Source organism: Bradyrhizobium sp. GW821-FHT12B03, from assembly GCF_058807535.1.
In genome coordinates this window covers 1-15,264 of record NZ_JBXAQU010000023.1, presented here as the reverse complement: position 1 = coordinate 15,264, position 15,264 = coordinate 1, and the positions used below count along the sequence as shown (strand labels likewise).

The 15,264-nt window shown below is 65.5% G+C and carries 16 protein-coding genes and 1 tRNA gene; 9 read left to right on the top strand and 8 right to left on the bottom strand.

The annotated features are described in order from the left end of the window. Positions 1 to 2: 2 nt before the first annotated feature. Entirely contained in the window at positions 3 to 1,259 is a 1,257-nt protein-coding gene (locus tag AC1RUR_RS32520; protein ID WP_492851700.1) for a GTP cyclohydrolase II, read from the bottom strand. 386 nt (positions 1,260 to 1,645) lie between these two features. Between AC1RUR_RS32520 and AC1RUR_RS32515 the strand changes: the two genes are divergently transcribed. Then, positions 1,646 to 2,773 carry a threonine synthase gene (locus AC1RUR_RS32515; protein WP_492851698.1) on the top strand — a complete coding sequence of 376 codons (1,128 nt, stop codon included), beginning with the start codon at positions 1,646 to 1,648 and terminating at the stop codon, positions 2,771 to 2,773. 179 nt (positions 2,774 to 2,952) lie between these two features. Here the strand turns inward: AC1RUR_RS32515 and AC1RUR_RS32510 are convergent, their stop codons facing one another. Together AC1RUR_RS32510 and AC1RUR_RS32505 are read right to left on the bottom strand one after the other, a co-directional pair. Beyond that, positions 2,953 to 3,768 (bottom strand): DUF2927 domain-containing protein, encoded by an 816-nt coding sequence (locus tag AC1RUR_RS32510; RefSeq protein WP_492851696.1) that lies wholly within the window; start codon positions 3,766 to 3,768, stop codon positions 2,953 to 2,955. A gap of 261 nt (positions 3,769 to 4,029) precedes the next feature. Next, a complete protein-coding gene (locus tag AC1RUR_RS32505) occupies positions 4,030 to 4,608 on the bottom strand; it encodes a L,D-transpeptidase (protein ID WP_492851694.1) in 579 nt (192 codons plus the stop codon). A gap of 260 nt (positions 4,609 to 4,868) precedes the next feature. Here AC1RUR_RS32505 and AC1RUR_RS32500 point away from each other — a divergent pair, with 260 nt between their 5' ends. Together AC1RUR_RS32500 and AC1RUR_RS32495 are read left to right on the top strand one after the other, a co-directional pair. Further along, positions 4,869 to 6,416, top strand: a complete 1,548-nt coding sequence (locus AC1RUR_RS32500; protein ID WP_492851692.1) for an acetolactate synthase large subunit — start codon at positions 4,869 to 4,871, stop codon at positions 6,414 to 6,416. 184 nt (positions 6,417 to 6,600) lie between these two features. Then, positions 6,601 to 7,119 carry a hypothetical protein gene (locus AC1RUR_RS32495; RefSeq protein WP_492851691.1) on the top strand — a complete coding sequence of 173 codons (519 nt, stop codon included), beginning with the start codon at positions 6,601 to 6,603 and terminating at the stop codon, positions 7,117 to 7,119. 123 nt (positions 7,120 to 7,242) lie between these two features. On the opposite strand, the gene AC1RUR_RS32490 is transcribed toward AC1RUR_RS32495, so the two are convergent. Continuing rightward, the gene (locus AC1RUR_RS32490) at positions 7,243 to 7,476 is read right to left on the bottom strand and encodes a DUF3551 domain-containing protein (protein ID WP_492851689.1); all 234 of its coding nucleotides are present in this window, start codon (positions 7,474 to 7,476) and stop codon (positions 7,243 to 7,245) included. Between the two features lie 294 nt (positions 7,477 to 7,770). On the opposite strand from AC1RUR_RS32490, the gene AC1RUR_RS32485 reads away from it, so the two are divergent. The 4 genes from AC1RUR_RS32485 (at position 7,771) to AC1RUR_RS32470 (ending at position 10,164) form a co-directional block, all read left to right on the top strand. Next, positions 7,771 to 8,091, top strand: coding sequence for a hypothetical protein (locus AC1RUR_RS32485; RefSeq protein WP_492851687.1), 321 nt, complete (start codon positions 7,771 to 7,773; stop codon positions 8,089 to 8,091). A 145-nt stretch (positions 8,092 to 8,236) separates the two neighbouring features. Further along, complete coding sequence (locus tag AC1RUR_RS32480; protein ID WP_492851894.1) at positions 8,237 to 8,722, top strand: hypothetical protein; 486 nt, start codon at positions 8,237 to 8,239, stop codon at positions 8,720 to 8,722. Positions 8,723 to 8,867: 145 nt separating this feature from the next. After that, on the top strand, positions 8,868 to 9,350 hold the full coding sequence (gene greA / locus AC1RUR_RS32475) for a transcription elongation factor GreA (RefSeq protein WP_492851685.1): 483 nt from the start codon (positions 8,868 to 8,870) through the stop codon (positions 9,348 to 9,350). Between the two features lie 136 nt (positions 9,351 to 9,486). Continuing rightward, positions 9,487 to 10,164 (top strand): hypothetical protein, encoded by a 678-nt coding sequence (locus tag AC1RUR_RS32470; RefSeq protein ID WP_492851683.1) that lies wholly within the window; start codon positions 9,487 to 9,489, stop codon positions 10,162 to 10,164. Positions 10,165 to 10,431: 267 nt separating this feature from the next. On the opposite strand, the gene AC1RUR_RS32465 is transcribed toward AC1RUR_RS32470, so the two are convergent. The 3 genes from AC1RUR_RS32465 to AC1RUR_RS32455 form a co-directional block, all read right to left on the bottom strand. Further along, positions 10,432 to 10,506, bottom strand: a tRNA-Val gene (locus AC1RUR_RS32465). Positions 10,507 to 10,665: 159 nt separating this feature from the next. Continuing rightward, positions 10,666 to 11,964, bottom strand: coding sequence for a hypothetical protein (locus AC1RUR_RS32460; protein ID WP_492851681.1), 1,299 nt, complete (start codon positions 11,962 to 11,964; stop codon positions 10,666 to 10,668). 119 nt (positions 11,965 to 12,083) lie between these two features. Then, positions 12,084 to 12,689, bottom strand: a complete 606-nt coding sequence (locus tag AC1RUR_RS32455; protein ID WP_128923791.1) for a DUF1134 domain-containing protein — start codon at positions 12,687 to 12,689, stop codon at positions 12,084 to 12,086. A gap of 139 nt (positions 12,690 to 12,828) precedes the next feature. On the opposite strand from AC1RUR_RS32455, the gene AC1RUR_RS32450 reads away from it, so the two are divergent. Beyond that, on the top strand, positions 12,829 to 13,314 hold the full coding sequence (locus tag AC1RUR_RS32450) for a YHS domain-containing (seleno)protein (RefSeq protein ID WP_492851679.1): 486 nt from the start codon (positions 12,829 to 12,831) through the stop codon (positions 13,312 to 13,314). Here AC1RUR_RS32450 and AC1RUR_RS32445 read toward each other — a convergent pair. Further along, on the bottom strand, positions 13,308 to 14,132 hold the full coding sequence (locus AC1RUR_RS32445) for a 3'(2'),5'-bisphosphate nucleotidase CysQ family protein (RefSeq protein ID WP_492851677.1): 825 nt from the start codon (positions 14,130 to 14,132) through the stop codon (positions 13,308 to 13,310). The two genes, AC1RUR_RS32450 and AC1RUR_RS32445, sit on opposite strands and share 7 nt — an antisense overlap. 206 nt (positions 14,133 to 14,338) lie before the next feature. On the opposite strand from AC1RUR_RS32445, the gene chpT reads away from it, so the two are divergent. Next, positions 14,339 to 14,992 (top strand): histidine phosphotransferase ChpT, encoded by a 654-nt coding sequence (gene chpT, locus AC1RUR_RS32440; protein ID WP_492851675.1) that lies wholly within the window; start codon positions 14,339 to 14,341, stop codon positions 14,990 to 14,992. Positions 14,993 to 15,264: the final 272 nt, after the last annotated feature.

The window sequence follows — 15,264 nt, the reverse complement described above, 5'->3', positions numbered from 1 at the left end:
GATCAGTATTTTTCCAGCGAGCGTCCGACCACACCGTCCACGTCCTTCTCGGGCGCGATGTCGGTCGTGTAATAGCCGGCCGCCTTCTTCGCAGCGATCTCGACATGGGCGTCGGCCGGGATCAGCTCCAGCGGGATCGGCACGCGCTCGACGATGTCGATGCCCTGCGAGGTCAGCGCGTCGTATTTCATGTCGCTCATCGACAGGAAGCGGTCGATGCGCTTCAGGCCGAGCCAGTGGATGGTATCGGGCATGAGCTGCTGGAAGCGCGCGTCCTGCACGCCGGCGACGCATTCGGTGCGCTCGAAGTAAGCGGCGGCCGCGTCGCCATCCTCCTGGCGCTTGCGCGCATTGTAGACCAGGAACTTTGTCACCTCGCCGAGCGCGCGGCCCTCTTTCCGGTTATAGACGACGAGCCCGAGCCCGCCCTCCTGCGCGCCGCGCGCGGATTCCTCGATGCCGTGAATGAGATAGGGCCGGCAGGTGCAGATGTCGGAGCCGAACACGTCGGAGCCGTTGCACTCGTCATGCACGCGGCAGGTGATCTTGGTGCGATGATCAGGCAGTTTTGTCACGTCGCCGAACATGTAGACCGTGGTGCCGCCGATCGGCGGCAAGAACACCTTCATGTCCGGCCGGGTCACGAGCTCCGGGAACATGCCGGCGGTCTGCTCGAACAGCGTGCGCCGCAGCTCGGTCTCGCCGGTCTTGAAGCGCTCCGCAAGGCCGGGCAGATACCAGACCGGATCGATCGCGATCTTCACCACCGAGACGCTGCCATTGGCGTGCACGACCTCGCCGTCGGCGCGCAAGCGCCTGGCGGCCAGCGCCTCGCGGATCTCCGGCAGGTCGAGCCGTGCCCGCGTCACCGCGATGCTCGGGCGGATGTCGGCACCCTCGGCGATCTCCTTGCCGAAATTCTCGGCGACCAGATGCCCCCACGGATCGAGCGCGACGATCTTGGCGGGATCGCGCCATTGCTCGAACGGGCCGATGGTCGCGGCCGGAAACGTGTTGGTGAGATCGGGCCGCCGAATCGGATCGAGCGCGCCGGCGGACACCGCGAGCGCGCGATACATCGCATAGGAGCCGCCATGGCTGCCGATCACGTTGCGGTCGCCTGCGCGCGACACCGTGCCGATGATCGGCCCGCGGGCGCGCGCGTCGGCGGCGCCCCAATGGATCGGAAAAGCGGCCTTCCGGCCCGGCTCCGGATGGGAGGTCAGGCGGATGTGATCGGTACGGTTCGCGCGGCTCATGTCCAGGCTCCCAAAAAGCCAACGGCCCGCCGCTCGGACGGGCCTGGCTCACTTGCGTTACCGATGCCGAACACCGGCGGCGCAAGCTCAATCCAACATATTGTAGCGGCCCGCGACGACAGACAAGTTAATCGTGCCGCGCCGGGTGGGCGATCATGGCCAAATTCCCGTCATCGACGGGCAGGTCTGGCTCGCCCGCATACCGCGTCTTCGCTCCGGTCGAACCCAGCCATTCGATCCGTGCGACAGGTCTAAGCATTTGAAATTGTGTTATTTTTCATGATTTCAAGAGGGGCCCGCCAGTTGCGCCATTGCGGTGCCGTGGGCTGGACCAGACCTGCATAATCAGACACATCGTATGGACCGCCTCTCGTCCGGAGACCGCCATGCTTGCCGCCAGCTACATCAACCCCCGCAACGGACAGCTCTATCCGCTCGACCAGCCGCGCTGGTGCTCGGACGAGCGCACGCCGCTGCTGGTGACGCCGGGGGCAGGCATCTCGCGCGATGACGTCGATGGCCGGACGCGATCGCTCTGGCGCTACCGGGCGGCGCTGCCGGTCGAGATCGCAAAGCCGATCACGCTCGGCGAAGGCTGCACGCCGCTGGTGCAGCAGGATTGGGGCGAGCTGCGTCCCTTCTTCAAGCTCGAATGGTTCAATCCGACCGGCAGCTTCAAGGACCGCGGCTCGGCGGTGATGCTGTCGTTCCTGCGGCAGATCGGCGTCGACGCCATTCTCGAGGACTCCTCGGGCAATGGCGGCTCGTCCATGGCGGGGTTGGGCGCCGCCGGCGGCATGCGCGTGAAGATTCTGGCGCCCGCCTCGACGTCGCCGGCCAAGATCGCGCAGGTGCGCGCTTACGGCGCCACCGTGCAGCTCGTCGAGGGCCCGCGCGAGGAGTCGGAAGCCGAGGCGATCCGCCAGTCGAGCCAGACGTTTTACGCCAGCCACAATTGGCAGCCGTTCTTCCTCGAAGGCACCAAATCGCTCGCCTATGAAATCTGGGAGGACCTCGGCTTTCGCGCGCCCGACAACGTCATCGTTCCCGTCGGTGCCGGCAGCAGCCTGCTCGGCTGCGCCTTCGGCTTCCGCGAGCTGTTGAAGGCGGGCCAGATTGCAAAACTGCCGCGCCTGTTCGCGGCGCAGCCGCTCAATTGCTCGCCGATCGATGCGAGCTTCAAGGCCGGCGTCGATACGCCTGTAACCCGCGAGGTGAGCAAGACCATCGCCGAGGGCACCGCGATCAAGCATCCGCTGCGCCTGCGCGAGATCATCGCTGCGTTGCGCGAAAACGGCGGCGGCACCGTGGCGCTCACCGAGGACGAAATCGTCGCTGCCCTGCGGCGGCTTGCACGGCAAGGCCTGTTCGCCGAGCCGACCAGCGCCAGCGCGGCCGCCGCCCTGGAGAAACTCTCCGCGGTCGGCGCGATCAAGGCAAGCGAGACCACGATCGCGGTGCTCACCGGCACGGGTCTCAAGGCCGCCACCACCGTCGCCGATCTCGCGCAGTAGAGGCGGAGTGGATGCTTACCCTCCCCTGGAGGGGGAGGGTCGATCGCGCGCAGCGCGAGCGGGGTGGGGTGATCTCTCCGCACGGGCAGCGTCGGTGGAGAGACTGTCACCCCACCCCGTCTCACATTTCGCTGCGCTCCATGTGAGCCGACCCTCCCCCTCCAGGGGAGGGTAAGAGCTCAATCCTTCAGATCATTCACCCGCTTCACCCACGTCCTGACATCCGCGAGCACTTGCGGCATCACCGCCTTGACCTCCAGCACGGTCATGCCGGGCTTGATGCGGGGGTCGTAGAGCAGATTGAGGATGTACTGGTCGTAGACGTCGAAATAGCCCATCGAGACGTTGTCGTTGAACATGGTCCAGGGCACGCTGGTGGTGTCGTTGATGGGCCCGAGCGATTGGAGCAGCTCCTCATAGGCGCAGTCGAGGAAGGTGAAGTCGCCGTTGTCGACGGTGAGGATGACGTCGGAATGCTCGATCTCGAAATTGTCGTTCTTGCGGAAGCCGGACAGGCATTGCGGATCGAGCGAGGTGCGGATCTCGCGCGCCTTCTCCGCCCCGTAGAAGTTCGAGATGGTGCGGAAGAGATCGCGGTCGCGCACCAGCTTCACCCGCACGTTCGCCGCCTCGCTGCTGTCGATCATGGCGATGTCGAGATGTTGCACGCGCTTGCCGATGTCGGCCACGACCTTTGCCAGCTGCGCCTTGCGATCGGCGCGGTCGCTGTCGGCGAACACGCGCACCGGCCCGTCGAACTTGCGGATGCGGTCGACGCGGCCGGCGAGATGGTATTCGGCGCCGAAAGCGGTCTTGAGAAAACCTTCGATGATCTCGCTGTCGGTAAAGCTCTTCTTCTCGGAGCGCTGGCGCGCGGCGACCGCGGGCAGTTCGCCCGCGGCGGCCATGGTAGCGGTGTCAGGTACACAGGTGAGCGCTGCGAGCGCCAGGAGGGCGATGCGAAGGCCACGCGCGGGCGGGTTCAATGCGCTCATCGTCGTCAGACGCTGCCGTATTCGCGCCGCGCGCACAAGACCGCAAATTCACGCGCCCTGCGGGTTCCCGCTGTACGTCGTTAGTGGATTTGGTCGGGTTGGCGCCGCGGGCTCCCATCGACCTCTCCCGCTTGCGGGAGAGGTCGCCCCGTAGCGGCGGGTGAGGGTTCTCTCCTCTGGGGGATTTGTCCCGTTGCGGTGAGACCCTCTCCCCAACCCTCTCCCGCAAGCGGGAGAGGGAGCGCACCGCCCGCGCAGGCTCTAGTTGTTCAGCACGACCACGGTGGTGCCGACGGAGACGCGGCCGTAGAGGTCGCTGACGTCGTCATTGGTCATGCGGAAGCAGCCCGAGGAGACCGCCTGGCCGATCGTCTCCGGCTCGTTGGAGCCGTGGATGCGGTACAGCGTCGAGCCGAGATACATCGCGCGCGCGCCGAGCGGGTTTTCGACACCGCCCTTCATGTGGCGCGGCAGGTCGGGCCGGCGGGCCAGCATCTGCGACGGCGGCGTCCAGTCCGGCCACTCCTTCTTGGCGGTGATCCTGTGCACCCCGCCCCAGCGGAAGCCATCGCGGCCGACGCCGATGCCGTAGCGCAGCGCCTGGCCGTTCTGGAGCACCAGATAGAGCCGCCGCTCGCTGGTGTTCACCACGATCGTGCCGGGGGCGTAGTTGCCGTTGTACATGACGGTGGTGCGGGGGATCGGGCTGGAGCCGCCGCGGAAGAAGTTCGGGCCGCCGCCCATGATGTCGCGCGAGTCGAACTCTTCGGCGAGCCCGCCGCCGGCGGTGGCCGTCAGCAGTGCGATGGCGGCAATCGGCGCGGCAAAAAACCGGATCATTGTTTCCCCCAGCAAAAAATCGATTCAACGAACGCCACAGGCCATATTTGCGGGCGTTTCGCAAGCCACGGCCCCGTGAGGGCGCTCATCGTTAATGAATGCCGTTACCAAATCGGCAACCGTGCCAAGGGGGCATTAGCCAAGCCGGCGCATCATCGCGCGGGGCAGGGCCGCGATGCCGCCTATTGCTTTGACGGAGGCCGCGAACAATGATTGATCGAACGGATCGCTGGAAATAACCGGTTGCGGGAGCAAGACGAATGAACGGTGCGGAAAGCCTGGTGCGGACGATGGTCAAGGGTGGGGTGGATGTCTGCTTCACCAACCCGGGCACCTCCGAGATGCATTTTGTCGCAGCGCTCGACCGCGTCCCGGGCATGCGCTGCGTGCTCGGCCTGTTCGAGGGCGTGGTGACGGGGGCTGCCGACGGCTATTACCGCATGAAGGGCACGCCGGCCTCGACCCTGCTGCATCTCGGCCCCGGCCTCGCCAACGGCCTTGCCAATCTGCACAACGCCAAGAAGGCGAATTCCGGCATCGTCAACATCGTCGGCCAGCATGCCGTCTACCACATCGACTACAACGCGCCGCTGACCTCCGACATCGAGGGCCTGGCACGGCCGATGTCGTCCTGGGTCCGGACCTCGCCGAACTCCAAATCGGTTGCCGCTGACGGCGCCGCGGCGATCGCCGCCGCCAAGAGCGCGCCGGGGCAGATCGCGACGTTGATCCTGCCCGCCGACACCGCCTGGAACGAGGCCGACGGCATCGCCGAGGTGCCGGCCGAGCAGCAGCGCGCCAGCTATTCGCCGCAGGCGGTCGAGCAGGCCGCAAAAATCCTGCACGGCGACGGCGAGGGCACGCTCTTGCTGATGACCGGCAGCGCGCTCTCCGAGCAGGGCCTGGCGCTGGCCGAGCGCATCGCGAGCAAGACCGGCTGCACCGTGATGGGCCCGACCTTCCGCCCGAAGATGGCGCGTGGCCGCGGCCGCTACTCGATCGACCGCATCCATTACGTGATCGAGAACGCGCTGCCGATGCTGGCAAAATTCCGTCACATCGTGTTGGTCGAGTCCGACGATCCCGTGGCGTTCTTCGCCTATCCGAACAAGCCGAGCATGCTCAAGCCCGAGGGCTGCGACGTCCATCGCATGACCTCCTGGGGCGAGAATTCGGTCGCCGCGCTCGAAGCACTCGCCGGCGCCGTCAAGGCGAGCGCGAAGGATGTGAAACCGCAGGCCATGCAGGAGCTGGTCAAGCCGATCGGCGCGCTGACCCACGCCTCGATCGCGCAGGCGATTGCCTATGCGATTCCCGAGAACGCGATCATGGTGGACGAGTCGCTGACCACCGGCCGCGCCTTCTTCCCGCCGACCGCGGCGGCCGCCCCGCACGACTGGCTCCAGAACATGGGCGGCTCGATCGGCTTCTCGACCCCGCTGTCGATCGGGGCTGCGATCGCCTGTCCGGACCGCAAGGTGATCACCATGGTCGGCGACGGCAGCGCGATGTACACGATCCAGTCGCTGTGGACCCAGGCCCGCGAGAATCTCAACATCGTCACCATCGTGTTCGCCAACCGCATCTACCAGATCCTGCGCGGCGAGTTCGACAATGTCGGTGCCGGCGAGCCCGGCCAGCGCGCCAACGACATGCTCCGGCTCGACCGTCCGACGCTCGATTTCGTCGCGCTGGCCAAGGGCATGGGCGTGCCCGGCCGCGCCGTCACCAACGCCGACGAGTTCAACAAGGCGCTGGCCGAAGCCGTCGCCGAGCCGGGTCCGCGGCTGATCGAAGTCCAGATGTAGGGTTTGCTAAATTCTCTCCCCACGTCGTCCCGGCGAAGGCCGGGACCCATAACCCCAGGGAGAGGTTTGGCGAAGACTCGGCGTCCGGTACGTGCACTGCGCGCACTCGATAGACCTCGCGGTATGGGTCCCGGCCTTCGCCGGGACGACATCGAACTAAGGTCGAAATGAGCCCGGAGGCACGATGCAGACCGAGCTGAACAAGGTGATTGCGGCGCTCCGGGACTTCTACGCCCACGAAGGCTTCCTGTTCGAAAAGGACATCGGCGAGCGCGCGATCACGCATCGCTTCGCCGTGCATCTGGAGAAGCAGTTCTCCGGCTGGTCGGTCGACTGCAACTACGACCGGCTCGGCGAGCGCACGCTGCACCTGCCGCACGGCACCATCATCTCGACCGACGATCATCTGGACAAGTCGATCTACCCTGATGTCGTCGTGCATCAGCGCGAGATCCCGAACAATCTGCTTTGCGTCGAGATCCGCAAGACGAGCAATCATACGCCGGTGGCGCACGACCAGCACAAGCTGAGAGCGCTGACCGATCCGCATGTCTGGTTCGCCTGCTGGATCGGCGTGCTGCTGGTGCTGGACAAGCAGCATGCGACGACGTCGGAGGTCTATGTCGGCGGCCTCCTCGATGAGCCGCTGTCACGCTGGTTCACAACGCGGCTGGGGGAGCTCGGCCTTCGCGCCGCGCATTGAATTGAAACTGCGACGTGACGGGTTGAGTGCGAATCAAGTTCGGCCAACAGCCGCGCGACGGCGGATCGCCGTCACGCAAGGATTTTGGCGGCGCGCGCGAGGTGCGCGCACGCCGCGAATTGGTCAGTAGTAACGCTGCTGCGAGAACGCGTAGCGCGGATTGATGCCGCAATGGGCCGACGTGCCGGAGGCGGTGGCCTGGCACTGCTGATAGCTCGCGAACTGGCAGTTGCCGGGATAGCCCCACATGCGGCCTTGCAGGCAATATCTGTCGTTGGCGGCGTGGGCCTGGGTCGCCGGGACCAGCGCGGCAATCAAGGCCGCGAACGATGCGAGAGTGAGGATGGTGCGACGCATTTCGGTTCTCCTTGTCAGGAACGGTTGCAGGAATAGTTGCAGGAATAGTTGAACGTGGAACACCAGCTCGAACTGCGTGTTCCCGGACTTGGCCGACACTTTGTCGTGCTCATCTTGGTGTCCGCGGTGGGCGCTGCGTTCGACATGCGTCTATGATGAGGCAAGCCGCGGCGAGTAATGTGATCTCCGCCACAGTTGGCGGCCGGGTTCCGGCCTATCGTGGGCGGACTTGCACATGGTGCTCCCGGGGGCCTACGCTTCGCCTCATTCGGGTCAGTTATTTTGGAGGTTCTGATGCAAAGATCATATTTGCTGGCTGCGACGGCAGCGCTGGCGCTTCTCCTCCAAACACCGCTTGCGCTGGCGCAGAGCACTCCGGCCGCCGGCGGGACCGCCGCGCCGGCCGCGACGACGCCGGCCGCGACCCCCGACGCACCCAGCCCCTCGACCGACTCCAAGAAGAGCGCCGAGAAGAAGACGGCGAAGAAGACGCCGATGAAGAAGATGACGCGGCAGGAGCTCGAACATTCGATCGATACCGGCACCGTTCCGGAGCGCTATCGCAACTCCGTGCCCAAGGAGTATCAGCAATATGTTCCGTTCGAGAAGCAGTGACGGATCGCACGGCGGCGTGGCGCGATGAGGCGTCGTCCCGCCGGTGCCGTGGAGGGACGGCTCTGGCCAGGCGAAATCCGACCGCACATCCCCTGTGGCGGTCCATGTGAGCGGTGCTAGAGTACGACAATGCGCTGGGGGAGTCATGAGTGACGACGTGAAGGATGCTGGCCTTGTGGCCATGATCAGCAGCATCCTGGGAGGCAACAAGCGCGCGGACAGTGTCATGCCGCCGCCGCTCACCGAAGGTCCGCCAACGGCACCGACGAATGGATTTGAGCCGGTCGAGGCGTTCACCCCCGAGGCGGCGCCGGTCGAACCCGACGATGTGTCCAATGCGGCGCCAGCGGTCACCAAGCCGGTCGAATCGCCCGCGAAAATCGCCACGACACCGGATGGCAAGCAATTGCTGCCCGCCGAAGCGATTGCCGATCTCGTGCTCGGCGAGTTGCGCAAGCTGGACGATTTTCCGGAATCCGGCGTTTCGGTCACGGTCTACGGCTACCGGCATTGGAACGCGATGATCACCTTTGCGCCGTTCTCGACCAGTTTCCAGAACGCCACGCGGTTCCGTCAGACGATGCCGGACCTCGTCTTCAAGCTCCGTCGTTTCGTCGAACTCGAGATCTGAAGCGCGATGAGATTTGGTTGATTCGCCGCGAGCCGAGAACTCCGAACACCTTTCCCCGCTGGGGAGAGGTGCACTTGGGCAGCCGATCGAAATCATGCCCCAAGTCTGATACGATCGCGCAAGACAGTTTGACAGGATTTACGACTTGAGCGTCGCCTTTACCAAGGAAGAAAGCGCCGAAACCGCGTCCGAGACGCTGTTGCCGGATCGCCCGATCTCCCCCCATGCGAACCTCGTGACGGAAGCGGGCCTGCAGGCCTTGCAGACGCAGCTACAACAAGCGCGCGAGGCCTATGAAGCCGCGCAAGCCATCGAGGACGTCAACGAGAAGCGTCGGCAATCGGCGGTCCCCTTGCGCGACGCCCGCTATCTGACGGAACGGCTGCGCACTGCGCAGGTCGTTCCCACCCCGGCATCGACCGACATCGTCGCCTTCGGCAGCACGGTGACCTTCAGCCGCGCCGATGGCCGTGTGCAGACCTATCGCATCGTCGGCGAGGACGAGGCGGATCCGAAGGCCGGGTCGATCTCGTTCGTGGCGCCGGTGGCGAGGTCGTTGATCGGGAAGGCGGTCGGTGACGTCGTGGGTTCGGGGACGCAGGAGATCGAGATCTTGTCGATCGGGTAGGGGTGCGCGGGTAGGGCGAGGATTGCTATCGACAGGAGCAATCTCATTCGCCTAAAGCATGGGCTATGCATCTCGATTGTCTTGTCCTGATATCGATGGTCCTCGCCGTGTCCGCGAAACAAGGCGCGCTGGCTGGATGAGACGTTTTCTGTCGGGAGCGTTGCCGTTTTACGCGCTGGCCGGATTGGCCATCTGCATGTACCTCGTCCTGTACAAGACTGATCTCTTCGACTTGAACGCCATCGTCCATGGCGCGACCGGCTCGTCGTGGTTTCTGGTCTTCATGTTCGTCTGCGTGCTCCTGGAGTCGATCTTCCCGTATTTTGGCTATTTTCCAGGGACCGCTCTCATCCTGATGTCCGTGGCGCTCAATCCGAAGCCTGCGGATGTCTCCGTTTTCATCGTGGCGTGGCTGGCCATCATTACGGGCGCCGTCATGAGTTACGGACAGGCTCGTTTTTTCAGGCCGATCCTGCAGCGGGTTGCCTCGAGGGCGGCACTGAACCGGTGTGAGTCCCTCCTCGACGCCTACGGCCCCTACGCGCGCGTTGCCCTGTTCGTTCATCCCAACGCTTGCGCGATGTATTTCACGGCGCTCGGCCTTCTCGGCCGCAACCTGGCGCGAGAGCTCGCCTATCTCTGCGTGGGCGCGGCGGCCTCCGTGGGCGTGCTGTTCGTCGTCGTGACCAGACTTGTGTCGTCCGTAGGCACCACCGATGACGGGGAATTGCAGCTGCTGCTCGCGGCCGCGCTGGTCGCCATCGGGACCCTCGTCGGTCTCTACGCGGCCTTGCGGCCGGCGCGGGCGGCTTGAGGCTCGATCCGTTGTTGCAAGCGGCTTGTCCGCCATAGCTCGAAGAGCGAACGGCGGACGCGACGCCATCCAATCAGCCACTCCCCGGATGCTGCCATCATGCCCCTGTTTTGCCCGACGGAGCAAGAAAAATTCGGAAAAATCGCAACCCATTGATCCGGCTGACGCCGGCTACTGTGCATGGGGTTGTTTTCGACATTTTGAATCGGACGGTCCCGAATGGGCGTCGACGATCGTTCGCAACCGGCAAGGATTCAGGTGGATGGATGGTGGGCGCACAAGGGATCGAACCTTGGACCTCTCCCGTGTGAAGGGAACGCTCTCCCGCTGAGCTATGCGCCCGGGACCATCATGCAGGCGGCCGGACTTGTGGGCCGGCCGGCAGATCGGAGCCCGCGATTTAGAAGTGCGGGCTTAAGGTGTCAAGTTTCGAGGCGTCCTCCGGCCCGAAAACCTTCCGCAGGTCGTGCAACCCGGCTGCGAGGCCGCGTTTCGGCCGGCTTACGCGCCCTGCTGGCGGGCGCGGGAGGCGTGGGCCTGGAGCGCGCGGATGCGTTCGGCCAGCGTTCCGCCGCCCTCGGGCAGGGTGACCGCAGCCGCGCCACGGGTCGCGGCGTCGTTGGCCGGGCGCGGCGCCGGCTTCGGCGGCTGGCCGGCCTCGGCCGCCAGCAGCGCCTCGATCGGCGAGTTCGGGCCTTCGAGCTGCATCGCGAGCTTGGCGACCTCGGCGGCGATGTCGTTGATGCGCTCGCGCAGCAGCGCGTTCTCCATGCGCTCGGTCGCCCAGGAGCTTTCCGCCTGCTGCTGGATCGCGTTGATGTCGCGCTGGAGCTTGGCGCGCTCGTCGCGCGCGATGCGGAGCTGCTCCTCCAGCGCGGTCTTTTCCGCGCGCAGCTGCTCCATGGCGGCCGACGACTTGCCGCCGCTCAAGGCGGCGATCTCGACGCGCAATTCCTTGATGGTGCGCTCGGAGCCCTCGCTGGCCTGGCGGAGCTGGTTGTTCTCGTAGTCGCGCTCGGCGAGCAGCTTGCCCTGGGTCGCGAGGCGCCCCTCGAGGTCGGCGACGCGGCCCGAGAGCATCTCGGCCTCCTTCACCTGCACGATGAGCTGGCGATCGAGCTCGGTGACGCGCTGGCTCAGATTTTCGACGCGGCCCCGCGCATCCGAAAGCTCGCGTGAGGCGGTCTCGGATTCGGTCCGCTCCTGGGTCAGCCGCGCCTGCGTCGCGGCAAACTCCTTCTCGGCATCGCCGACGCGGTTCTTCAATTCCTCGATCTGCGCGCGCACCGCGACCAGCTCGACCTGGCGGCTCTCGGCCATCATCGAGCGGTCGGAGAGCTCCGAGTTGATCTTGGCGAGTTCGCCCTGCTTGTTGCTCAGCGCAATCTCGGCCTCGCGCAACGCTTCGGTCTTGGCGTTGAATTCCTCTTCGGTGGCGCGGAGCTGCTCCTTCACCGCCTTCTCGCGCGCCTCCAGCGCGAAGATCGTGGCGTTCTTCTCGCCGAGCTCGATCTTCATGCGGTTGATGGCGTCGCTCTTCTTGCCGAGCTCGGCGAGCTGGCTCGTGGTCTTGTTCTTGAGCTGGTCGACGCTCATCTCCAGCCGTCGTGCCGACATGGCGAATTCGGCGCGGAGCTGGTCCTTGTCGGCCTGGATCTCGGCCATCGACAGCGGGGTGGCGGCCTCGAGCCGGCGCGTGGTCAGGCGCACCGCGCGGTTATGCACCAGCGGCACGATGGCAAGCCCGCACAGTATCGCGAGCAGGAAACCGATCCCCAGGTACATGATCGGTTCGACCATGGGCCAGAACTCCCGAAGCTAAGGAAATATTTACCAACGACAATGCATGCCGGGCCGGCAAAAAGCCAGCCCCGCCCTGTTGTTAACGTGAATCCGGAACTGGACCGGAGCGGCAAACCCTAGAACGGGTTCCAGGTCGCGCGCGGCGTGTATTTGAGGTAGCCGATATTGGCTCCCAGCCGCAGGCCGAGCCCGGAGCGGATCGGCACCAGCACGATGTTGTTGGCGGTGAGCGCCGTCATGCCGAAGCCGCCGATGATATAGGCCGAGCCGTCGAGGCCGGCGAAGCGCTGGTAGATCGCGTTGGTGGCGGGCAGGTTGTAGACCAGCGTCATGGTGCGCGCGCCATCGCCGCCCCAGTCGAAGCCGAGCGAGGGACCCTGCCAGTAGACGCGCAGGTCACCGGCGTTCTTGGTGTAGAGCGTGCCTTCGCCATAGCGCAAGCCGGCGACGAACGCGCCGGAGCCTTCCTCACCCAGGATATAGCCGTTCGGCAGGCCCCATTGGCTGACCGCCTTCTCGATGATCGAGGCGAGCCCGCGCGAGACGTTGCCGAAGAAGCGGTGGCCGGCCGTCACGAGCTCGTCCGGCCCATAGGTGTTGGGCGTCGGGGTCCGCTGCGGCGGCGGCAGGTTGGGCGGCGGCGCCTGCTGGGCGGAGGCCGGCACGATCCAGCCGACCATCGCGGCAAGCGCGAGCGCAGCGAGGCGTGATGCGAAAGTCATAAAAGAACCCCTGGTATCGAATCCGTTCGCTTCCTTAACCTGACGCCAACAGGCACGGCTCTAGGTTGCGCCGGATGTCCCCTCGACTCGGATGTTATCCGCAGCAACTATGACGGCACAACGGCAGGAAGATAGCCCTTTGCGCCCCGGAATTGCCTTGATCCGCCGCCTCGTCTGCCTGCTGGCGGGCATTTGGATGGCCTGCTCATGGTTGCCGGCACAGGCTGCCACCACCGAGCGGATCGTCGTCAACCGCTTCTCGGGCGTCGCCATCGAGGGCTTCGACCCCGTGGCCTATTTCGTCGATGGCCGAGCCGTGCAGGGGACGGCCGAGTTCGAAGCCAACCTCTGGGGCGCGGTCTGGCGCTTCCGGAACGAGGGCAACCGCGCCTCCTTCCTGGCCCATCCCGAGATCTACGGACCGCAGTTCGGCGGCTATGACCCCGCCGACATCGCCCGCGGCGTCACCATCGCCGGTAACCCCCGCTTCTTCGTCATCGTGGCGCAGCGGCTTTATCTGTTCAGCCGGGAAGCCAATCGCGACGCCTTCGCCGCCAACCCGGACCGCTTCCTCTATGAAGTCGGCAAGCGCTGGCCGGCGCTTCAGGAGCAGCTCAGTCAGTAGCGACCTGCCGCCTGCGGGTCGCCCCAGGCGATGAACTCCGGGATGATGAAGCCGGTGTCCTGCCGCTGGCCGAAGATGAGCTCGCCGCCTTTGCCGTCGGTGACCTTGCCGCCGGCCGCGGTCACGACCGCGCAGCCGGCCCCGACGTCCCATTCCGACGTGGGCCCGAAGCGGGGATAGATGTCGGCGCTGCCTTCGGCGATCCGGCCGAATTTCACGGCCGAGCCGACCGTCCGTCTGACGGCATTGGGCCTGTCGTCGATGAACGCTTCGCTTTTGGGATCGCCGTGCGAGCGGCTGACAGCCGCGACCCAGGGCTCGCCCGGCGCCGGCAGCTTGCGGGTGTGGACCGGTTCGGCGGCACCGATGGTAGCGCCGTCAAATCTGACGCGCTCGGCGCCGCGGCCGACGATGCCGCGCCAGAGCAGCCCGAGAGCGGGTGCGCTGACGATGCCGAGCAGGGGGACGCCCCGAGTGACGAGGGCGAGGTTGACGGTGAACTCGTCGCGGCCGGCGACGAACTCCTTGGTGCCGTCGAGCGGATCGATCAGGAAGAAGCTGTCGCGAAATGGCGGCGCGGCGAGCTGGGTCCGCTCTTCCGAGAGCGTCGGAATGTCGCCCGCAAGCTGCGCCAGGCCGTCCGCGATGATGCGGTCGGCGGCAAGGTCGGCCTCCGTCACGGGCGAGCCGTCCTGCTTGCCGTCGACCCGCATCGCCGCGCGGTTGACCGCGAGGATCGCTTCGCCCGCCTTCACCACCAGCGCGGTGAGCGGCTCCATCAGGCCGGATGCGGCGTCCCCGTCGATGATCCGCTTCACCTGCGTGCCTCATTCATCGGCAATTCCGTTCCTCCTCGACTGATTCGCCCCGATTGATCCGATTGGGGCTTTATGGCCGCCCCGGACCGATCGCAAGCTAGCTGCCGCAGGCTCGCGAATGTTAGAACCTGCGGCATCCGTCAAGCATGCGTGATTCGCGGCGTCCAGCGCCGCGCAATTCCAGGAACCCTCCAGGACCCCATTATATGTCTGACGCCTCGTCGCCCGCGACCACTACTGCTCCCGATATGCTCGAACTCGCCGCGCTGCTGTGCTCGCGGGTCTGCCACGATCTCATCAGCCCCGTCGGCGCCATCGTCAACGGGCTCGAAGTCCTCGACGACGATCCCAAGCCTGAGGACCGCGAGTTCGCGCTCGACCTGATTCGCAAGAGCGCCAAGACGGCCTCGGCCCGCCTCCAGTTCTGCCGTCTTGCCTTCGGCGCGGCCGGCTCCTCCGGCGCCCAGATCGACCTCGGCGATGCCCAGACCATGGCGCGCGGCCACATCGAAGACGGCAAGTGCGTGATCACGTGGAATCTGCCGCGGCTGCTGCTGCCGAAGAATCGCGTCAAGCTGCTGCTCAACATGCTTGTCGTGGCCCAGCACACGATCCCGCGCGGCGGCACGCTGACGATCGATCCGATCGGCGAGGGCGAGACGATGAGCTTTCGCATCACCGCGAGCGGACATAATGCGCGCCTGCCGCAGAACATCGCCGAGCTCCTGAGCGGCGAGCGCGGGCCCGCGGCGGATGCGCACGCGATCCAGCCTTATTATACGCGGCTGCTCGCGCAGGCCTGCGGGCTCACCGTGACGCTCGCACCGGAAGGCGCAGCCATCATCATTACCGCTTCGTAAACGCGCGCGTCGCGCTCCAGACGTTAATCCAATCTTTACGAGGCGCTTCGGCTTGTCCGGAGCGCCTTATCTCTTTGTTGGTTCCGTTCTTTTGCACATACTCAACCAATATTAAACGCTTTGCGGTGAAGCTGGCCCCATTCCGAATTGGCGCATCACGCCTCGTGCGCGCCCTCCCTGTATGAAGGCCTGTTTTCATGGATGATCTGTTGCGGGAGTTCTTGACGGAGACCAGCGAGAGCCTGGACACCGTCGACAATCAGCTGGTGAAG